This window comes from Paraburkholderia sp. BL6665CI2N2 (genome assembly GCF_004366535.1).
Lineage (GTDB): Bacteria > Pseudomonadota > Gammaproteobacteria > Burkholderiales > Burkholderiaceae > Paraburkholderia.
Genome location: NZ_SORC01000001.1, coordinates 763,260 through 778,972 on the forward strand (window position 1 = coordinate 763,260; position 15,713 = coordinate 778,972).

General features: G+C 60.2%; 11 protein-coding genes and 2 pseudogenes. 2 read left to right on the forward strand and 11 right to left on the reverse strand.

What is annotated here, in order from left to right; translation table 11 throughout:
• Position 1 precedes the first annotated feature (1 nt).
• The 11 genes and pseudogenes from dctA to B0G81_RS03395 form a co-directional block, all read right to left on the reverse strand.
• Entirely contained in the window at positions 2-1,303 is a 1,302-nt protein-coding gene (dctA, locus tag B0G81_RS03345) for a C4-dicarboxylate transporter DctA (protein ID WP_134133519.1), read from the reverse strand.
• The gene (locus B0G81_RS03350) at positions 1,300-2,229 is read right to left on the reverse strand and encodes a LysR family transcriptional regulator (RefSeq protein WP_134133520.1); all 930 of its coding nucleotides are present in this window, start codon (positions 2,227-2,229) and stop codon (positions 1,300-1,302) included. The genes dctA and B0G81_RS03350 overlap by 4 nt, the downstream gene beginning before the upstream one ends.
• Before the next feature lie 409 nt (positions 2,230-2,638).
• Positions 2,639-3,736: a beta-propeller fold lactonase family protein gene (locus B0G81_RS03355; RefSeq protein ID WP_134133521.1), complete on the reverse strand. Its 1,098-nt coding sequence runs from the start codon at positions 3,734-3,736 to the stop codon at positions 2,639-2,641.
• A gap of 136 nt (positions 3,737-3,872) precedes the next feature.
• The gene (locus B0G81_RS03360) at positions 3,873-5,426 is read right to left on the reverse strand and encodes a methyl-accepting chemotaxis protein (RefSeq protein ID WP_134133522.1); all 1,554 of its coding nucleotides are present in this window, start codon (positions 5,424-5,426) and stop codon (positions 3,873-3,875) included.
• Positions 5,427-5,748: 322 nt separating this feature from the next.
• Positions 5,749-6,969 carry an MFS transporter gene (locus B0G81_RS03365; RefSeq protein ID WP_134133523.1) on the reverse strand — a complete coding sequence of 407 codons (1,221 nt, stop codon included), beginning with the start codon at positions 6,967-6,969 and terminating at the stop codon, positions 5,749-5,751.
• Between the two features lie 15 nt (positions 6,970-6,984).
• Positions 6,985-8,373: pseudogene (locus B0G81_RS03370) on the reverse strand (IS4 family transposase).
• Positions 8,374-8,800: 427 nt separating this feature from the next.
• A complete protein-coding gene (locus tag B0G81_RS03375) occupies positions 8,801-9,334 on the reverse strand; it encodes a GNAT family N-acetyltransferase (protein WP_134133524.1) in 534 nt (177 codons plus the stop codon).
• Positions 9,286-9,474 (reverse strand): annotated as a pseudogene (locus B0G81_RS45545) (hypothetical protein); the annotation flags it as partial. The pseudogene B0G81_RS45545 and the gene B0G81_RS03375, both read right to left, overlap by 49 nt.
• A 21-nt stretch (positions 9,475-9,495) precedes the next feature.
• Positions 9,496-9,978: a GNAT family N-acetyltransferase gene (locus tag B0G81_RS03385; RefSeq protein WP_134133525.1), complete on the reverse strand. Its 483-nt coding sequence runs from the start codon at positions 9,976-9,978 to the stop codon at positions 9,496-9,498.
• 470 nt (positions 9,979-10,448) lie between these two features.
• Positions 10,449-12,131, reverse strand: a complete 1,683-nt coding sequence (locus B0G81_RS03390; protein WP_134133526.1) for an EAL domain-containing protein — start codon at positions 12,129-12,131, stop codon at positions 10,449-10,451.
• A 397-nt stretch (positions 12,132-12,528) separates the two neighbouring features.
• Positions 12,529-13,467 (reverse strand): aldo/keto reductase, encoded by a 939-nt coding sequence (locus tag B0G81_RS03395; protein ID WP_243856343.1) that lies wholly within the window; start codon positions 13,465-13,467, stop codon positions 12,529-12,531.
• A 24-nt stretch (positions 13,468-13,491) separates the two neighbouring features.
• Between B0G81_RS03395 and B0G81_RS03400 the strand changes: the two genes are divergently transcribed.
• Together B0G81_RS03400 and B0G81_RS03405 are read left to right on the forward strand one after the other, a co-directional pair.
• A complete protein-coding gene (locus B0G81_RS03400) occupies positions 13,492-14,403 on the forward strand; it encodes a LysR family transcriptional regulator (RefSeq protein ID WP_134133527.1) in 912 nt (303 codons plus the stop codon).
• A gap of 437 nt (positions 14,404-14,840) precedes the next feature.
• Positions 14,841-15,608: a hypothetical protein gene (locus B0G81_RS03405; protein ID WP_134133528.1), complete on the forward strand. Its 768-nt coding sequence runs from the start codon at positions 14,841-14,843 to the stop codon at positions 15,606-15,608.
• Positions 15,609-15,713: the final 105 nt, after the last annotated feature.

Below are 15,713 nucleotides of genomic sequence, written 5' to 3' on the forward strand. Positions count from 1 at the left end.
TTCAGCCCGGCAGGTCGGCGGGCTGATCGAAAGCTTCCTCGGGCTCGTGCGCCAGACTCAATGAGTTCTGCAGACGTATTCGGTCGCAGGCGCGCTCCCACATCGATACGAAGATCACCGCGCAGGCGTTGCTGATCACGCTCGTCAGGGCACGCGCCTCGGACATGAAGCGATCGATGCCGACCAGTAGCGCGACGCCTGCCACCGGCAGATCGGGAATGACAGCGAGCGTCGCGACGAGCGCAACCAGTCCGCTGCCCGACACGCCCGCCGCGCCCTTCGACGTGATCAGCATGACCAGGAGCATCGTCGCGATCTGGCCGCCCGACAGGTGCACATCGCACGCTTGCGCGATGAACATCGAGGCGAGTGTCAGGTAGATCGCCGTGCCGTCGAGATTGAAAGAATAGCCGGCGGGCAGCACCAGTCCGACAATGCCCTTGTCGCAGCCGAGCGCTTCGAGCTTGACGATGAGACGAGGCAGCACCGGTTCGGTCGACGACGTCGCGAGCACGATGACGAGTTCCTCGCGAATGTAGCGCAGCAAACGCCAGAGGGAGAAGCGATGCAGGCGTGCGAGGGGACCGAGCACGCAGACCACGAACAGCAGGCACGCCGCATAGAACGACAACATCAGCATGCCGAGCGAGCCGATCGAATGGATGCCGAAACGGCCCACCGTGAACGCCATCGCGCCGAATGCTCCGATGGGGGCAAGCCGCATGATCAGCGCAAGGATGCGGAACAGCACGTGCGCGACGCTATCGATGAATTCCTGCACTCGCCGGCCGAGGCTTCCGCCGGCGTTCAATGCGAAGCCGAACAGAAGGGCAAGCAGCAAGACCGGCAGAACCTCGCCTTTCTCGAAGGCGCCAACGAGCGTCTCCGGAATCAGATGCAGTGCGAACTCGACAAGCCCGTGCGGCTGCGTGCGCGTCGAGTACTGCGCCAGGAATGCCGTGTCCAGATGATGCGCGTCGATGTGCAGTCCCGCACCCGGATGCAGCGCGAACGCGGTCGCGAGGCCCAGACCGAGCGCAACGATGGTAAGCGCGTAGAACAGCGCGAGCGCTTTCAGGATAATCCGGCCGATTTTCGAGCCGCTCGCAAGCGACGTGATGCCGATGACAATCGTGCAGAAGACGATTGGCGCGATCATCATCCGAACCAGCGCGACGAAAGCATCGCTGAGCGGTTTCAGCGACGCGCCGGCCTGTGGCCAGAAGTGGCCGACGGTCATGCCGAGCGCCATGCCAACGAGGACCTGGACGTAAAGCAGCCGGAACGGCCTTGGCAGTGTCATGTCGAGGTCTTCTTCGCCGCGCGGGCCACGCCGCTGCGTTTCGCGTCGAGAATCATCTCATAGAACTGCTGCGCGGCCGGCGCGAGCGGACGCCCCCGGCGTCTGACAATGCCGACTCGCCTCGTCACGACCGGATCGACGAGCGGCACGCTGGTCAAAATCGGATGGCCCCGCATGGGCATTGCCATTGAAGGCACCGCTGCCACACCGAGTCCCGCTTCGATCAGGCCGAGCATGGTGGTGACATGGCGCGTCTCGCAGACGCTCGGCACTGCCGGCGCCACGTTGGTCAACGCCTGATCGAGCAGCAGGCGGTTGCCGGAAGTCTTGTCCACGGAGACATATTCGTGTTCATAAAGCTCGCTCCAGGTCACCCGCTTTTTCCTGGCAAGGGGATGATCGCGGCGGCACGCGGCGACGAACCGTTCCTGCAGCAGGACCTTGAACTCGACTTCGGTTTCCTGGCTGCCCATGAAGCTGACGCCGAAATCGGCTTCACCGCTGATAACCGAGCCGAGCACTTCATTGGCGCTCGAGTCCAGCAACTTGACACGGATGCGCGGATAGCGGCTGTGATAGGCGGCAACGACGCTCGGCAGGAAGTAGTAGGCAACCGACGGCACGCATGCGATGGTGACATGACCGAGGCGGCTGCTGGAGACGTCGCGAATGCCGAGCAATGCGACATCGAGATCGTCGAGAAGTTGTTCCGCGCTTGGGGCGAACACGCGACCTATGGTGGTGAGCGTCACGCTGCGGGTGGTCCGCTCGAAGAGCCGCACGCCGAGCGCCGCTTCGAGTTTTTCGATACGCCGGCTCAGCGCCGGCTGCGAAATATTGACCGCCTCCGCTGCTTTGCGGAAGCTACCCAACTCCACGACGGCTCGAAACGCCTGCAGATCGTTCAGGTCGAAGTTGACACCCACAAGACATCCTCCGCATTGTCGATGTGGCTATTTTGCATGATGCGGGTGAAAGCGCCCATCGAGGACTACATTCGGTGGTTAGACCGCGAGGGGCTATCGGAGTGGGGTCGGGGGGCGGGTTTCGTCGTGTCGGTGGTTTTTCCTGGCCGAGAGGTGGGCGTCTCTTCGTGGCCGACGAACTGAGCTGCACGACGACTGGCTGAGGTCGTCGGAGTCATTCGAACACGAATCGCGGCCGTGCCCTTCCACGCTTGTATCTGCCCGCCGCAGGTGGTCGATTAATAACGCGGCACCGGTCCGCTATTCGCAATACGAGGCGTCTGGTCGAACCCGGGTCTACGTCCAGGCCGCCCCCGGTTCGCGCCGCCGTCAAACCCCGGGGGACTGCGCGGCGACCTCTCACCAACCGTCAATCGGTGCTCGTACCATTAAACTCGACGATTTCAACCCAGTTCGCCCCCTTACCCACCGGATACTGTCCAATCGCGCTCAGCGCACCGGACTTCCGGTCAATACGATAAGCGCTTAGATTCGCCGACAATTGACCGACCGCCAGCAGGTACGCGCCAGACGGATCGATATTGAACCCGCGCGGCTGCTTTTCAGTCTGGTACGTGCCGATACGCGTCAGCTTGCCCGAGCGCATGCTGACCTTATACGCGGCAAGCGTGCTGGACGTGCGCTCCGACGCATACAGAAAACGCCCGTCCGGAGTCAGGTGGAGATCGGCTCCCCACGGTTTGTCACCCGAGAAATCCGGCGGCAGGATGGAGATCGTCTGAATCGGCTTGACCGTGTCGCGCGTGCCATCGAAGGCGAGCACATGCAGTTTGCCGTCAAGCTCATCGATCAGATACGCGAACCGATGGTCCGGCGAAAAGATGAAATGGCGCGGTCCCGATTTCGGTGGCAACGAATACGCGGGCGCGGCGTCCTCAGTCAACTGGCCGTTCGACGCGTCGAACTTGAGACGCAGCCAGGCATCCGAGCCGAGCACCGACGCGAACACGTAGCGATTGTCAGGCGCGTTGCGAATCGCGTGAGCCATTGGGCCCGTCTTGACGATCTGCTGCACTTCGCCGACCACCCCATCCGCACCGATCCGATTCACCGCCAGAAGGTTGCCGCCGTACGACGCGGAAAACAGGTAGCGGCCGTTCGCATCCGTCGAGACATACGCCATGCTTTCCGCGAGCGGCGCTCTGCCGAGTTCGATCAACCGGCCATCGAGCGGATTAACCGCAAAACTCACCACGCGATACGGCTGCGAGCGCAGCCCGGCATAAAGCCGGAGATGGTCGGGCGAAAACGCCATCGGCATCACCGTTGCGCCGACCGCCACGGTCTCCACGGCCGTCAGCGAGCCATTCGACTTGTCGAGGCTGAAAACAGAAATATCCTTGCTATCGGCATTCGATACGTATGCGTACGTTGCGGCCTGCGAGGCGCTGGACACCACAGCGGCCAACCCGATTGCCGCTACACCGAGAACACCTTTAACGTTCATGCTCACACTCCGGATACAAATGGTTGAAGTCGCCGAACGCCGCCGGCGCCCACCGTCGGACGACGAACAGCGATGCGGCTTTACCTGGGAAACGGTTGCTTGATCGGCGACGGGCGTTGATCGTTCGCGCCGTCTGTCAACGGGCAAGACGAAAGGCCGAGACAGCATCCGTCAGCAACTGCGCCTGCTGCTCGAGAGCGCTCGCGGCGGCGGCGGCCTCCTCGACGAGCGCCGCATTCTGTTGGGTCACCTGGTCCATTTGCGTCACCGCCTGGCCAACCTGTTCGATGCCAGTGCTCTGCTCGATCGTCGCCGCCTTGATCTCATTCATGATGGTGGCCACGCTGCGCACGGCGCCGACAATTTCCTTCATCGACTGCCCCGCCTGCGCGACCAGGTTATTCCCGTTCGCCACGTCCTCGACCGAGGCGCCGATCAAGGCCTTGATTTCACGAGCAGCGTCCGCGCTACGTAGCGCGAGACTGCGAACCTCGCTTGCGACCACGGCGAAACCGCGTCCCTGCTCGCCCGCCCGTGCCGATTCAACCGCTGCATTCAACGCGAGGATATTGGTCTGAAACGCAATACTGTCGATCATCCCGGTAATCTCGGCGATCCTGCGCGAGCTTTCGCTGATGGCACTCATCGTCTGGATGGCGCGCTCGACCACTTCGCCGCCGCCCTGCGCGACATCCGCGGCGCTCGAAGCCTGTGTGCTTGCCTGCTGCGCATTGTCCGCGTTCTGTTTGACGGTCGACGTCAGCTGTTCCATGCTCGCGGCGGTTTGTTCCAGCGCCGCAGACTGCTGCTCGGTGCGGCTCGACAGATCGAGGTTGCCCGCCGCGATCTCCCGCGCGCCACCGTAAATCGCCTCGCAACTGTTGCGCACGTTTGCCACGGTCTGGGATAAACCGCGCTGCATCCGCTGCATCGCTGCGAAAAGCTGACCGATCTCGTTATCGCTCGCTTCGGGGATGAGCGCCGTCAGATCGTTCGCCGCGATCTGATCGAGCAGGTCAGCGGCCTCTTTCAGCGGCGTTGTCACGATACGCCGTAGCGCGAAATGGGTGGCGACGATCAGCGCAAGCGCGCCGGCCACCCCGATAACGACCAGACTGACGACCCATTGATATTCGCGCTCGGCCTGCGCAATAGCATCGTTCGACAGCGTGTTCGCCATGCTCTGGAATTTCTCGACGTTCACCGAATACGCTGCGCCGGCCGCCGTAATGTCGCGATCGTTGATCGCGACATAGGCGTTCGTATCACCGGCACGCACGGCATCGACGGCTTTCTTCAGGATCGCCGCGAGATTGTTCGACGATTCGACCAACTGTTGTTTCAACCCGTCATCCTGACCACTAAAAGAGGCCGCATCACGAAACGACTGCGTTTCCGCGGCCGCCCGGTTCAGCGTTGTCCCGGCGCTTTTCAACGCCGAGTCTCGCGTCGCCTCGTCGTTGCGCTCCTTCAAGGCCGAATAGGCCCGTGTCAGCGCGGCTCGGGTGCGTGTGGAGTCCTTGTATCCGTCGTTGACAAGGATTTCCTGCGTCGCAATCTGATGAATGCGAGCAAGGTTGGCATTCGCCCGACTGAGCGTGGTGACGCCGAGCACCCCGCCAAACAAAATCATCGTGGCGAAAATCACGAAGATAGCAAGGAGGCTTTTTCGAACCGATACGTTCCGCATACCGCTTTTAGTCCATCGTTGTACGATGACTTGTTTACGGCAGACCGATCGATTTCCTTAGAAAAATAGACATTTCGACGGCCGTTCCTCTATTTGGCCGGGCGCGGCCGGTCGTCCGCTGGCCTCGATCGCCGGGGAGGGGCTAGTTGTACGATGACTTGTGCGCCGTAGAGTTGATTGAGCAATTTCGGGCAAAGGTCGCCCTTCATGGCGGGCTGCTGTCTCATGCGAACGCCATACATCGCGAGACCTCGCCCACGGCGATCGGCAACACGCAACCCCCGAGCGGCCTGGCATTTCCTGAACGTTGCCGTGCCGTGATTTACGTGGTCTGTGTCGATTCGGGCACCACGGATGATGCGAATGCATGGGGATATTCGTGACGAAACCAGTCTTTCACCTGCTCGTGGTTGAGCGCAAAGAATTCGCGCGATCGCGGTATCAAGACAAAACCAAAAGCGAGCAGACAGGTGGCGAGACCGAAGCATGTATAGACCTTGCCTACCGCCCAATGCGTGAGCGCCGCACCTGCGATCATCGGACCAAGAATGCCCGCAATCTGCGTGGTCATCATGCTGGCAGCAAGAATGCGCACGCGGAAATTCTGCGGGATAGCCAATGAACGGTGAGTCGCGCCGACGAGGCCCATCGATGCATTGGCGAAACCCACACACGTAAGCGTCAATACGAGAACGACAGGTGAATGCGCCCAGCCGGAGGCGGCGAGTGCCAGCCCTTCGCACATCGCGGCCCCCACCCGGACGTTGAATCGGCCGAAACGACTGACCAGTGCATCAGAACCACGAAAGCTTCCGAGTAGTAAACCTATGGATAAGGCCGCTTCGCAAACACCTAGCCACAGACCCGACAGCCCGAGCGATTGGACTTTGAGCGGGATCAGCATGCCGACTGCGGGGCCTTGGAATATCCAGACGAGGAAGTTTACGAGTGTCCAGCCGCGCTCCAACGGGACGATCCACTTAGCATGCAGCCCGGCGCGCAGGTCTTTCCACCAACGGGCGAGTCCGCGATGATGTTCGCGATGCTGAGATTGGGATGGAAGATGCAAAGTCACGTAAGCAGCGACGCCGAGCAGAATGCCGTTCATCCAAAATGTTGCAGCTATACCGCCCAAGGCCAGTGTCGCACCGGCCAATGCCGGCCCTAAGGCACGGCCAACTGCCTGCGTCGATTTACGAAGACGAAGCGCTTCGGCCAAACGATTCGCCGGAACAAGTTCAGCCGAAATGGTGGAGCTGGCCGGGTCGACGAAAGCTTTGGCTATGACACTGACCACGCCTATGCAGATGATGAGCATGAGTCGGTAGTCGGACAGCGAGGCGAGCGTCGCGAGGATGAAGGCGACGACCATCAGGGCGCACATACCCCATGCAATCTGCTGTCTCTTTACGTAGCGATCGCCGAGTGGCGCAAGCAGTGGCATTGCAAAAATCGTGGTAATGGCGATGCTTACGCTGTAGATCGCCAAATCATGCGCGCCGCCCCGGTGAACGATCCACCAAGGGCTCAGGTTTACCCACAAAGTTGAGAGGCCGCGCTATCCGCTTTGCTTGAAGAGCTGATACATCTTCGTAATTTCGTGCAGGACGAGAAATCCGCGCCATATGACGGTCGGTCCTGGTGGTCGGTCATGCTTACGATTCAGATAGCCGCCGAGCATGCCTATCCACACGATGGTTTGCCGCAGCGTTGGAACCCGCTCTGGCAGTTGCGTCGTTCGGTGGGTGTGGCAATAGAGCGCCTGCCATTCAACGGGTTGCAGCAGTACTTCGCAGCATAGCTGCGTATCAGTTCGCGCGAGCAGTGTTGCATACAGGATGTGCCACGCGATGACGGCAAACAGAGCTGTCGCTCTCACGAACCGGTCGAGCGTGCCGAACTGGCGCGCCTCGATACGGCAGCCGCTTTTGAGCACGCGATGCCACGTCTCGATGGTCCAGCGCCGCGCGTACCAGGCCAGCCGTTCGAGAACTTCATCAAGCGAGGTCGTGGGCACCGAACTCAGCAGCATCCATTCAAGCGGTTCAACGCCATCCGGGGGGTTATCTTCAATGGCGTGAATCGCAAAGACGTCAATCTCAGGCAGGCTTCGGCGGCTGGCGCGCGCTCTTGGAGAGTGTAGTCGCACGCTCGCACAACGCAAAGTCAGCCGTGCTGTGCGCTGAGGAAGTGTGCCCCTGGCTGGCACCCGCAGTTCAGTGTCGCCAAGAGGCAGGGTGGCTAGAACAGCCTCTCAAAGGTAGCCTTGCGGGTGACGCGCCACGCGGTTGTGTACTGCGCGGATCAACCAGTCCACCCCGTCGGGGCGTTCGGCGACAAATAGCTCGTACAGGTCGCTCTCGCGGTCTCCAACACAGACAAACCGCGTCTGCGTACAACGTACCTTGAGTGCCGCGAGATGGTCGATTCCTTCAAGCCATTTGTTACTTTCCTTCTGTTCGATCGGGCGCGTAACCGCAGGGGCCCTCTTGCCGAACACCTCTTGGGGGCGCACCCAGGTCTTCATGCCCAGCACCCCTAGCGGCAAGCCCTCGGGCGTGACCGCCAGCAGGCTGTGCATCAGGAAGCCTTGCTCATTGTTGCCGGTGCCGCGACCCAGGCCTTCAGTCGCGGGCAGATGCGACAGGTTGAACTCCGTTGTGTCCTGAATTGCCAGCACGACCGGCACCTGCCTCATGCGATCGAGCGTTTGTGCAATATGAGGCGCAAGGATCCCGTTTGTGTCCACCTGCTCATTATCGAAGAAGCGGTAGGCGGCCTTCAGTTCGGCTGGCTTGAGTGACTGGGGAAACGAACCCTGCGGACTGTGCGCGAGGCGGCGAGCCAACGCAACAAGACGTTGTGCAAGGCGCGCGTCCCCCAGATTCGCCTCGCTGAATTCGGCACTCGCCCAGTCGTCAGTATCGTTTCCGTCGACCAATTCCAACTGCCGTCGCGAACAGAATGGGCCAAAGTTAACATCGACGCCGACCGTTTACAAGCGATCATTCACTCCTGCCACACAAAAAGTTGTGGGGAATCCTGAGACCAAGGGAGCGTGATATAGCCAACCATTTCTGCCAGGATCCTCATCAGATCGCTGAGAAGCAGACTGGCAAGAGGGACGCCGATCGAGCTTACGCGAGCCTTGATTTCCCGAATCACCGTCTTCCCCTTGTTGAGCTCGTGATGCTACCTCAACATTTTTCTCTCCGTTTAATGCTCGTCTCCAGAGGCCGACGTTTCACTAGTGGGTGCCGTACCCGACTCACGGCTGACGACGCTTGGGGTTGCGATTGCCGGCAATTCGCGGAGGTATGTCGACTCGCCGTTCATGGGCGACGGAGGTCGATGCGAAGGCCGAACCGAACCGCCTATACGTCGTTCGTCACCGGCTGGCGAGGAATTCGGTAGACCACGGACATGTACTTCGGCGTCAGGCGGCTTTCCACAATAACGCCTCCCAACGACTCGGCGATGCGCCGACTGGGGCGGTTCTCTTCGGCAACCGGATAGGTAAAGCTCTCAGCGCCAATGGTTCGCGTTGCCCAGCGTGCAACTAGCGTTACAGCTTCACGACCAAAGCCATTTCGATGACGATCTTCACGAATCCAGATGCCGAGTTCCGGGCTCGCGGTATGTACGCGGTGAAGTCCGGCCAACCCAAGGAAGCTCCCGTCTGCGCGTTGACGCACTGCGAATACATAGTCTGACCCATCGGCTATCGACGGTATCCAGGACCGCCAAACATCGTCAAAATCATCCCGGGATGCCGGCGGGTCCCATGCCATGTGACGGGTGAGCGAAGGGGTGATGCATGAAAACGTCGCATCGGCGTCGCTGGCCGAGAACGGTTTGATCAGGAGCCGGGTTGATTCAATCTGAATTTCCGTCGGCCGCAGCAGCATCTCAAGTCCTCCGTCGAGGTTTGTTTATATTCACCAATTGTCGCCGAATCAAGCTTCGCTTCGTCGCGCGTCTTCCCGCTCCTGTAAAGCAGTTTGTAGGCATTCCGGATGGCTTGTATCGCCTCCCTGCTGAAGCCACGGCGTTGTAAGCCCGGTGGTGTTCACTCGAGCTGGTGAAGCGTGATTGCCTTCGGCAATACCTTCGGTTCGACTGGCTGACGCACATAGTAGACATCCCATTCTCCCTCGTCCGTCTGTACGAATCCATGCCGCTGGTAGAAGCGGTTTGAATCACTGCCACGCAAAGCGCCGGCCCGGATTGGCAGGCGTTGCGCGTCGGCGCGCGCGAACACGTCCCGCAAGACGGCTGCGCCGACTCCTTTCCCTTGATGCTCCGGCAGGATGTACAGGTGGTCGAGCAGCCAGTGGTCTGCCTGCGGGCGAATAAGGATAAAGCCCGACCGCACGCCGTCGATCTCTATGAATCGACAAAGCGCGGGATCGAATGATGCCAGGAAGCGCTCGCGAGCACGCTGCGGATCGAAACGGCCGATACGCTCCAGACTCTCGCGCATCGCGGCGATACGAATGGCGACCAACGTGTCGGCATCGGACGCGGTTGTATCCGTAAAGGCGATGTTCATTGGGAAGCTCCGGTCAAAGTTTTCGTGACGCCTACTTCTTGTGCGAATAGCATCGAGCGGAGCCGATCGTCACCAGTTTTCAGTTTAAAGTTGAAAGCCGGCGCATCGCCGGTCACCGCCGATGGAAGGGGCCGAAGCTAATCCGTTCCGCACCGTTTGACAAAGGCGAGCCGGCTCCAGGTCACACCAACCGGCTGATTTCCTCGTTGGATGGATTGGGTCCGGATGTTTAGCACAGTACTGAAGCCATGCGCACTTGCTAACCGAATGGTCTCTGCGCAACGCTCGTCAATGGTCGGGCTTCGGATGACAATTCCGGCGTTCGCGGCATTGCATTTTGAATGCCGCTGCAGCGCATCGCCGTTAAGTATCGGATTGCTGGCATTCGCCCGCGTGCACGGTCGCGGATGCAGATGCCAGCGCTCGCCCCGAGCCTCGAGCAACGAGAGCGGCCGCCTGCGCGTTGACCGCTAGCGCGATCCGCCACGCGCGTCCTGCAACGACGAAACTCCAGCCGCCGGCACCGACCATGTCTCGGCGTAAGGTTTAATACGCGAGGCCGGTACAGGCTTGCCAATGAAATATCCCTGCACGGCATCGCACCCAAGCTCGGTGACGAGCGCGAGTTGCATTTCGGTCTCGACGCCTTCCGCGACCGTTCTCATGCCCAGCGCGCGCGCAAGCGCCACCACCGCTTCGACCATCGCGCGCGCCCGGTGACAGGTCTCCTTCACGGAGAGCTCCTGCACAAACGACTTGTCGATCTTAATGCAGTCGACAGGCAGCCGTGCAAGGTATGCGAGGCTGGAGTAGCCGGTGCCGAAATCGTCGAGCGAGACGGTCACGCCTAGTTTTCGCACAGCCGAAAGCGCGCGCGACGCGGCGGCGAAGTCGCTCATCACGGCGCTCTCCGTCACCTCGATTTCAAGCACGGAAGCGCCTACGCCGGCCGCCTCGGCCGCGTGCGAAACGAGTGCGGCGAGATCGCAGTTCTGGATCGTCGTGGCCGAAAGGTTGACAGCGACTTTGAACGGCCTGTGGTCGGTCGCCTGCCATTGCGCCGCCTGGCGGAGCGCGAGGCGAATTAGCCATTCGCCCGTTGCCTCATAGGCCGGTGATTCAAGCAGCACGTCGAGGAAGTCGCCCGGGGCGAGCAGCCCCAGTTGCGGGTGGTTCCATCGCAGAAGCGCCTCGGCTCCGTAGATGCGGCCAGTATGCAGGTCCAGCTGCGGCTGGTAATGCAGTTCGAATTGGCGCGCGGCGCTGGCGCTCTCCAGATCCGCGCGCAGCCGCAGGCGATGCGCGAGGCGCTGCGCATCCTCCTGGCCAAACGACCACACTTGCGAACCTCCCGCGCGCTTCGCGTGATACATCGCGGTGTCCGCGTTACGCAGCAGCTCGGCCGCATTCGACGCCGACGTAGGGTAGCGCGCCACGCCGATGCTCGCGCCCAACGATGCCCGCACGCACGGCGTCTGAATCGGCTCGCGCAAACGTGCGATGACGTCGCGCGCGACGCTCGCGGCCTCGCCCTCGGGCGCGTCGACGATGAGAATCACGAATTCGTCGCCGCCAACGCGCGATGCATGGACGCGTTCGGTGACCATGTCCGAAAGACGCTCGCCGATGACACGCAGCACTTCATCGCCCGCCGCGTGGCCGAACGAATCGTTGATATCCTTGAAGCGGTCGAGGTCGATGAAAAGCAGATCGACGGAAGCGGCCCCGCCTTCATCGCAGAGACGGTTTAGGCGCAGCAGCAGTTCCCGCCGGTTCATCAGGCCGGTCAGTTCATCATGCGTGGCTTGGCGCGACAAACGTTCAGAGGTCGCGCGCGCTTCGGTGACATCGCGAACCAGCACGATGACACCGCTGTCGCAGGGAAATGCCCGCACTTCAAACCAGGCACCGAGCGGCGCATAGAAGTCAGTCACGCTGCTGGGCATACGTGTCTCGGCCGCCTGCCGATAGGCTGTTTCGTAGCTCGACCCGATGAGGTCTGGGTATTCGGCCCAGATCTCGCGACCCAGCAGGTCCGCGGGCCGACGTTTCAGCAGCCGCGCCGCGGTCTCGTTGATGTTCTGAAACTTCCACTCCCGGTCGAGCGCCATGACGCCGTCCGTGATGTGATCGAGTATTTGAAAATCTTCCACGTCCTTGCCCCCTCGACATCTCTGCAATCGCTACCAGCCTGTATCGTAAGATCAAATTGGGCAATTGAGAACTTAGACGTGCTTGGGCTCGCCACATACGGTGGCTGCTCGTGCTTCCCGGTGTGCGTCGCCCGTCGAGCCGAACCCGATTCAGCACGGCCGTTTGACTTTCTCGACAGCGGACATGCACGCTCAAACTCAATCGCTTTCCGACACCCATTTGAGCGTCGCCCACACTGTCGAACTCCACGTGGGTTACTCGATTGGACGACATTTTCATAGCTCCTGTGCAGGGCAGCATCTTCGCTTTATGGTGTAAGCGTCGATGCGCCCTTTAACGGGTTGATCGAGTCCATTCGATTCGGGAAGGTTTGCCCGCCCTGGAGCGGGCATGTGTTCACTCTGCGTCCCAATCTGGCTCGAATGCCGGCCGTACATAGCGTTGATCCTTGGGCAAGGCGGCAATTTGCTGACGGTCTTCGTCGTCGAGATTTATACGGGTCGCGTCGAGGTTCGACTGCTGGCTTTCGGGTTGCTGCGCTTTGGGAATCGCGACGACACCATCCTGTTCCAGCAGCCAGGCAAGCGCCACCTGAGCCGCGCTCGCGCCGTGCTTCTGGCCTATCCGCTCAAGCGTTTCGTCTTTTGTGGCGCGCCCCTGAGCGAGAGGTGCGTAGGCGACCAGCGGAATGCCTTGACTCCGAAGGTATGCGAGCATGGCGGACTGATCGAGAAACGGGTGGTATTCCAATTGCAGCGCCGCGATTGGCGCACCCATGATGCTCACCGCTTCGCGGATCATCGGCTGGTTAAAGTTGCATACACCGATCGCGCGGGTTCGGCCTTCCTCGCGCAACGCGGCCAGCGCTTCCATCGTCGCCGCCATATTCATGTCTTTGGCGGGCCAATGCACCATGTACAGATCGACGTAGTCAAGCTTCAGCTTGGCCAGGCTCGCGTCGAATGCTCGCCGCATGACCGTGGGGTTCAACTGGTCATGCCAGACCTTCGTCGTAACGAATAATTCTTGTCGGGCAAGTCCCGAAGTCGAGATTGCAGCGCCTACCGCTTCCTCGTTCTCATACATGGCGGCGGTGTCGAGATGGCGGTAGCCAATACTCAGTGCGCTTTCGACAACCGGCTGACAGCCGCCTCCGGGCATCCGAAAGGTTCCGAAACCGAGATGCGGAATCTCGACACCTTGCGTAGAAATAGTCTTCATGATCGATCCTCTTTGGTGGAAACGGACCATATCGGCCTCGTTTGATGCAAGGATCGCTTGGTCACGCGATAGAATAAAGTAGGTCGCGGTCACAATATTTGTGACTTTATTCATAAACGTGTGAATCTGGAGATTGCGATGACCTTCGACGGACAGCTGTTTTCCGGCATCACGGTATTGGCCGCGGTCGCTGAAAGTCGGAGCTTCACACGTGCTGCGGACGCGCTCGGTCTTTCGCCCTCGGGCGTAAGTAAAGCGATGAAACGCCTTGAGCAACGCATGGGCGTCCGTCTGATCGAACGAACCACCCGTTCGCTCAAGCTAACTGATGACGGGCAGCGTCTTTATGACGAGGTCGGCACCCATTTGGTCGGCATCGAAGACGCCGCGGCCAGGGCGTCGGGTTCCAAGGACTCCGTTCGCGGCAGGCTACGAGTGAACGTCGACCCGTTTTTCTCGCGGATTGCTTTGGCGCCGTCGCTTGCAGGATTTTTGAATCGATACCCGGACCTCTCGCTTGAGTTGATCATGCGCGATGACGTAGGTGATCTGGTGGCTGACGGTTTTGACCTCGCGATCCGATTCGGCCAGCCTCCAGTGGGCTCCTTCGTGGGTCGGCGGCTTGACGAAACCCGCGTATTGACGGTTGCCTCACCTGCTTACATCGAGGCGCACGGCAGACCGGAACATCCCTACGACGTAGAGCGTCATCAACGAATCCTGTTTTATAACGCCGGGGCCGCACGAGCATTTGAATGGCAATTCTGCCGTGCCGATGAAGTTCTCGAAGTGAGGCCCGCGGGTCATCTGCTTGTTTCAGATGTCGGCACCATGCTCGGGGCCTGCGTTGCCGGCGCAGGAATCGCTCAAGTGCTAGAGCTTGGGGCCGAAGACCTGTTGAGGAGCGGTCAATTGATCGAGCTCTTTCCGGACTGGCCTGACGAACGTTTTCCGCTGTATGCGTTATATCCCTCTCGTCAGCATTTGCCGGCCAAGGTCCGCACGTTCATCGACTTCTGCCTTGCCAATTTAGTCGCGCGAAGGCAATGAAATTGATGAAGTACATGACCGGGCACTGGTCTGCTGGAAAGCAAACGCTCGCTGCGTAAAGGCATGACAGTCCCGGCCAGTTGCTTGATTGCGCAGGTGACTGCGCGCCCCGAACGATGAGCGGTAACACTCGAAGGCCCTAAATCGACCGGGCTTGCGTGAAAACACGCGGATCACCTAGACTGGATTAACTCGTTCAGCGTGGGTGACCGGATGAAGCGATTCATATTAAGGTGAAGATGGCAAGCAGGTGACCCTGCTTCCAGAATGCCTCGATTGAAGTCCACGGCATTGATTGGGGCCTCCAGTGCGATCACGCGTTCCAGTTTTCAAGTTTTTTCCGCGGCTGGCTTGCAGTTCATTTTCCGGGCAAGGTCGGAACGCATAGATTGATCGGTCTGGCCTGGCAGACCAAACACAAGACAAGGAAGCAACCCATGCAGCAACTGGTCAGGCATCCAATCATCCTGTTCGTCGTCTCCTTCGTGCTCATGTCCATGGCCGCATGGATTGGTAGCCGGTTTCTGCGCTCACGCATGCCAATCGACGAAGACACGCGCGACGACTTCAAGCTCGTGCAGTCGGCAACCTTGACATTGCTCGCGCTTGTCATCGGCTTCAGCCTGTCGATGGCGGTGGGCCGCTACGACCAGCGGAAAAACCTCGAAGAGGAAGAAGCCAACGCGATTGGAACCGAGTTCATTCGTGCCGACCTCCTGGCCTCAAGCGAAGCGGCCGAGATACGCTCGCTCCTCGCTCAATATCTGATGATGCGTGTCGAGTACTACCAGACCCGCGATCTGCATCGGGTCGAGCAGATCAATACGGCCACCGCCGATCTGCAAAACAGGTTGTGGGCCGCTGCCAGGGGCGGTGCAGTCAAACAGCCCAACCCGCTGAGCGCACTCGTTGTCGCAGGTATGAACGACGTAATCAACGCCCAGGGCTACACGCAGGCGGCCTGGTGGAATCGCATCCCGGCGGCCGCGTGGATACTCATGATCGTGATTGGATTGTTCGCCAATCTGCTCGTGGGATATGGAGTAACACATACGGATGTGAAAAAACGCTTCCTTCTGGTCATGCCGCTCACGGTGTCTCTTTCATTCCTGTTGATTGCGGACATTGATAGCCCGCGTAACGGTATTATCCGCGTCGCACCTCAAAATCTGCTCAGCACCGCACAGTCGTTACCTAAGCCTTAGCGCCCAAGGAGTTTCCGCCGAATTAGCTGGAGTTGCCGGTGGCGAATCGAAGGAGGAACAGCAAGGCGAGTGACGTGACGTGGAACGCGAGTCAGCGTTGTAATC

Bases quoted from the DNA above. Each gene is read 5' to 3' on its own strand.
- dctA (WP_134133519.1), bottom strand. From the start codon at position 1,303: ATGACACTGCCAAGGCCGTTCCGGCTGCTTTACGTCCAGGTCCTCGTT.
- B0G81_RS03355 (WP_134133521.1), bottom strand. From the start codon at position 3,736: ATGAACGTTAAAGGTGTTCTCGGTGTAGCGGCAATCGGGTTGGCCGCT.
- B0G81_RS03360 (WP_134133522.1), bottom strand. From the start codon at position 5,426: ATGCGGAACGTATCGGTTCGAAAAAGCCTCCTTGCTATCTTCGTGATT.
- B0G81_RS03375 (WP_134133524.1), bottom strand. From the start codon at position 9,334: ATGCTGCTGCGGCCGACGGAAATTCAGATTGAATCAACCCGGCTCCTG.
- B0G81_RS03385 (WP_134133525.1), bottom strand. From the start codon at position 9,978: ATGAACATCGCCTTTACGGATACAACCGCGTCCGATGCCGACACGTTG.
- B0G81_RS03395 (WP_243856343.1), bottom strand. From the start codon at position 13,467: ATGAATAAAGTCACAAATATTGTGACCGCGACCTACTTTATTCTATCG.
- B0G81_RS03400 (WP_134133527.1), top strand. From the start codon at position 13,492: ATGACCTTCGACGGACAGCTGTTTTCCGGCATCACGGTATTGGCCGCG.
- B0G81_RS03405 (WP_134133528.1), top strand. From the start codon at position 14,841: ATGCAGCAACTGGTCAGGCATCCAATCATCCTGTTCGTCGTCTCCTTC.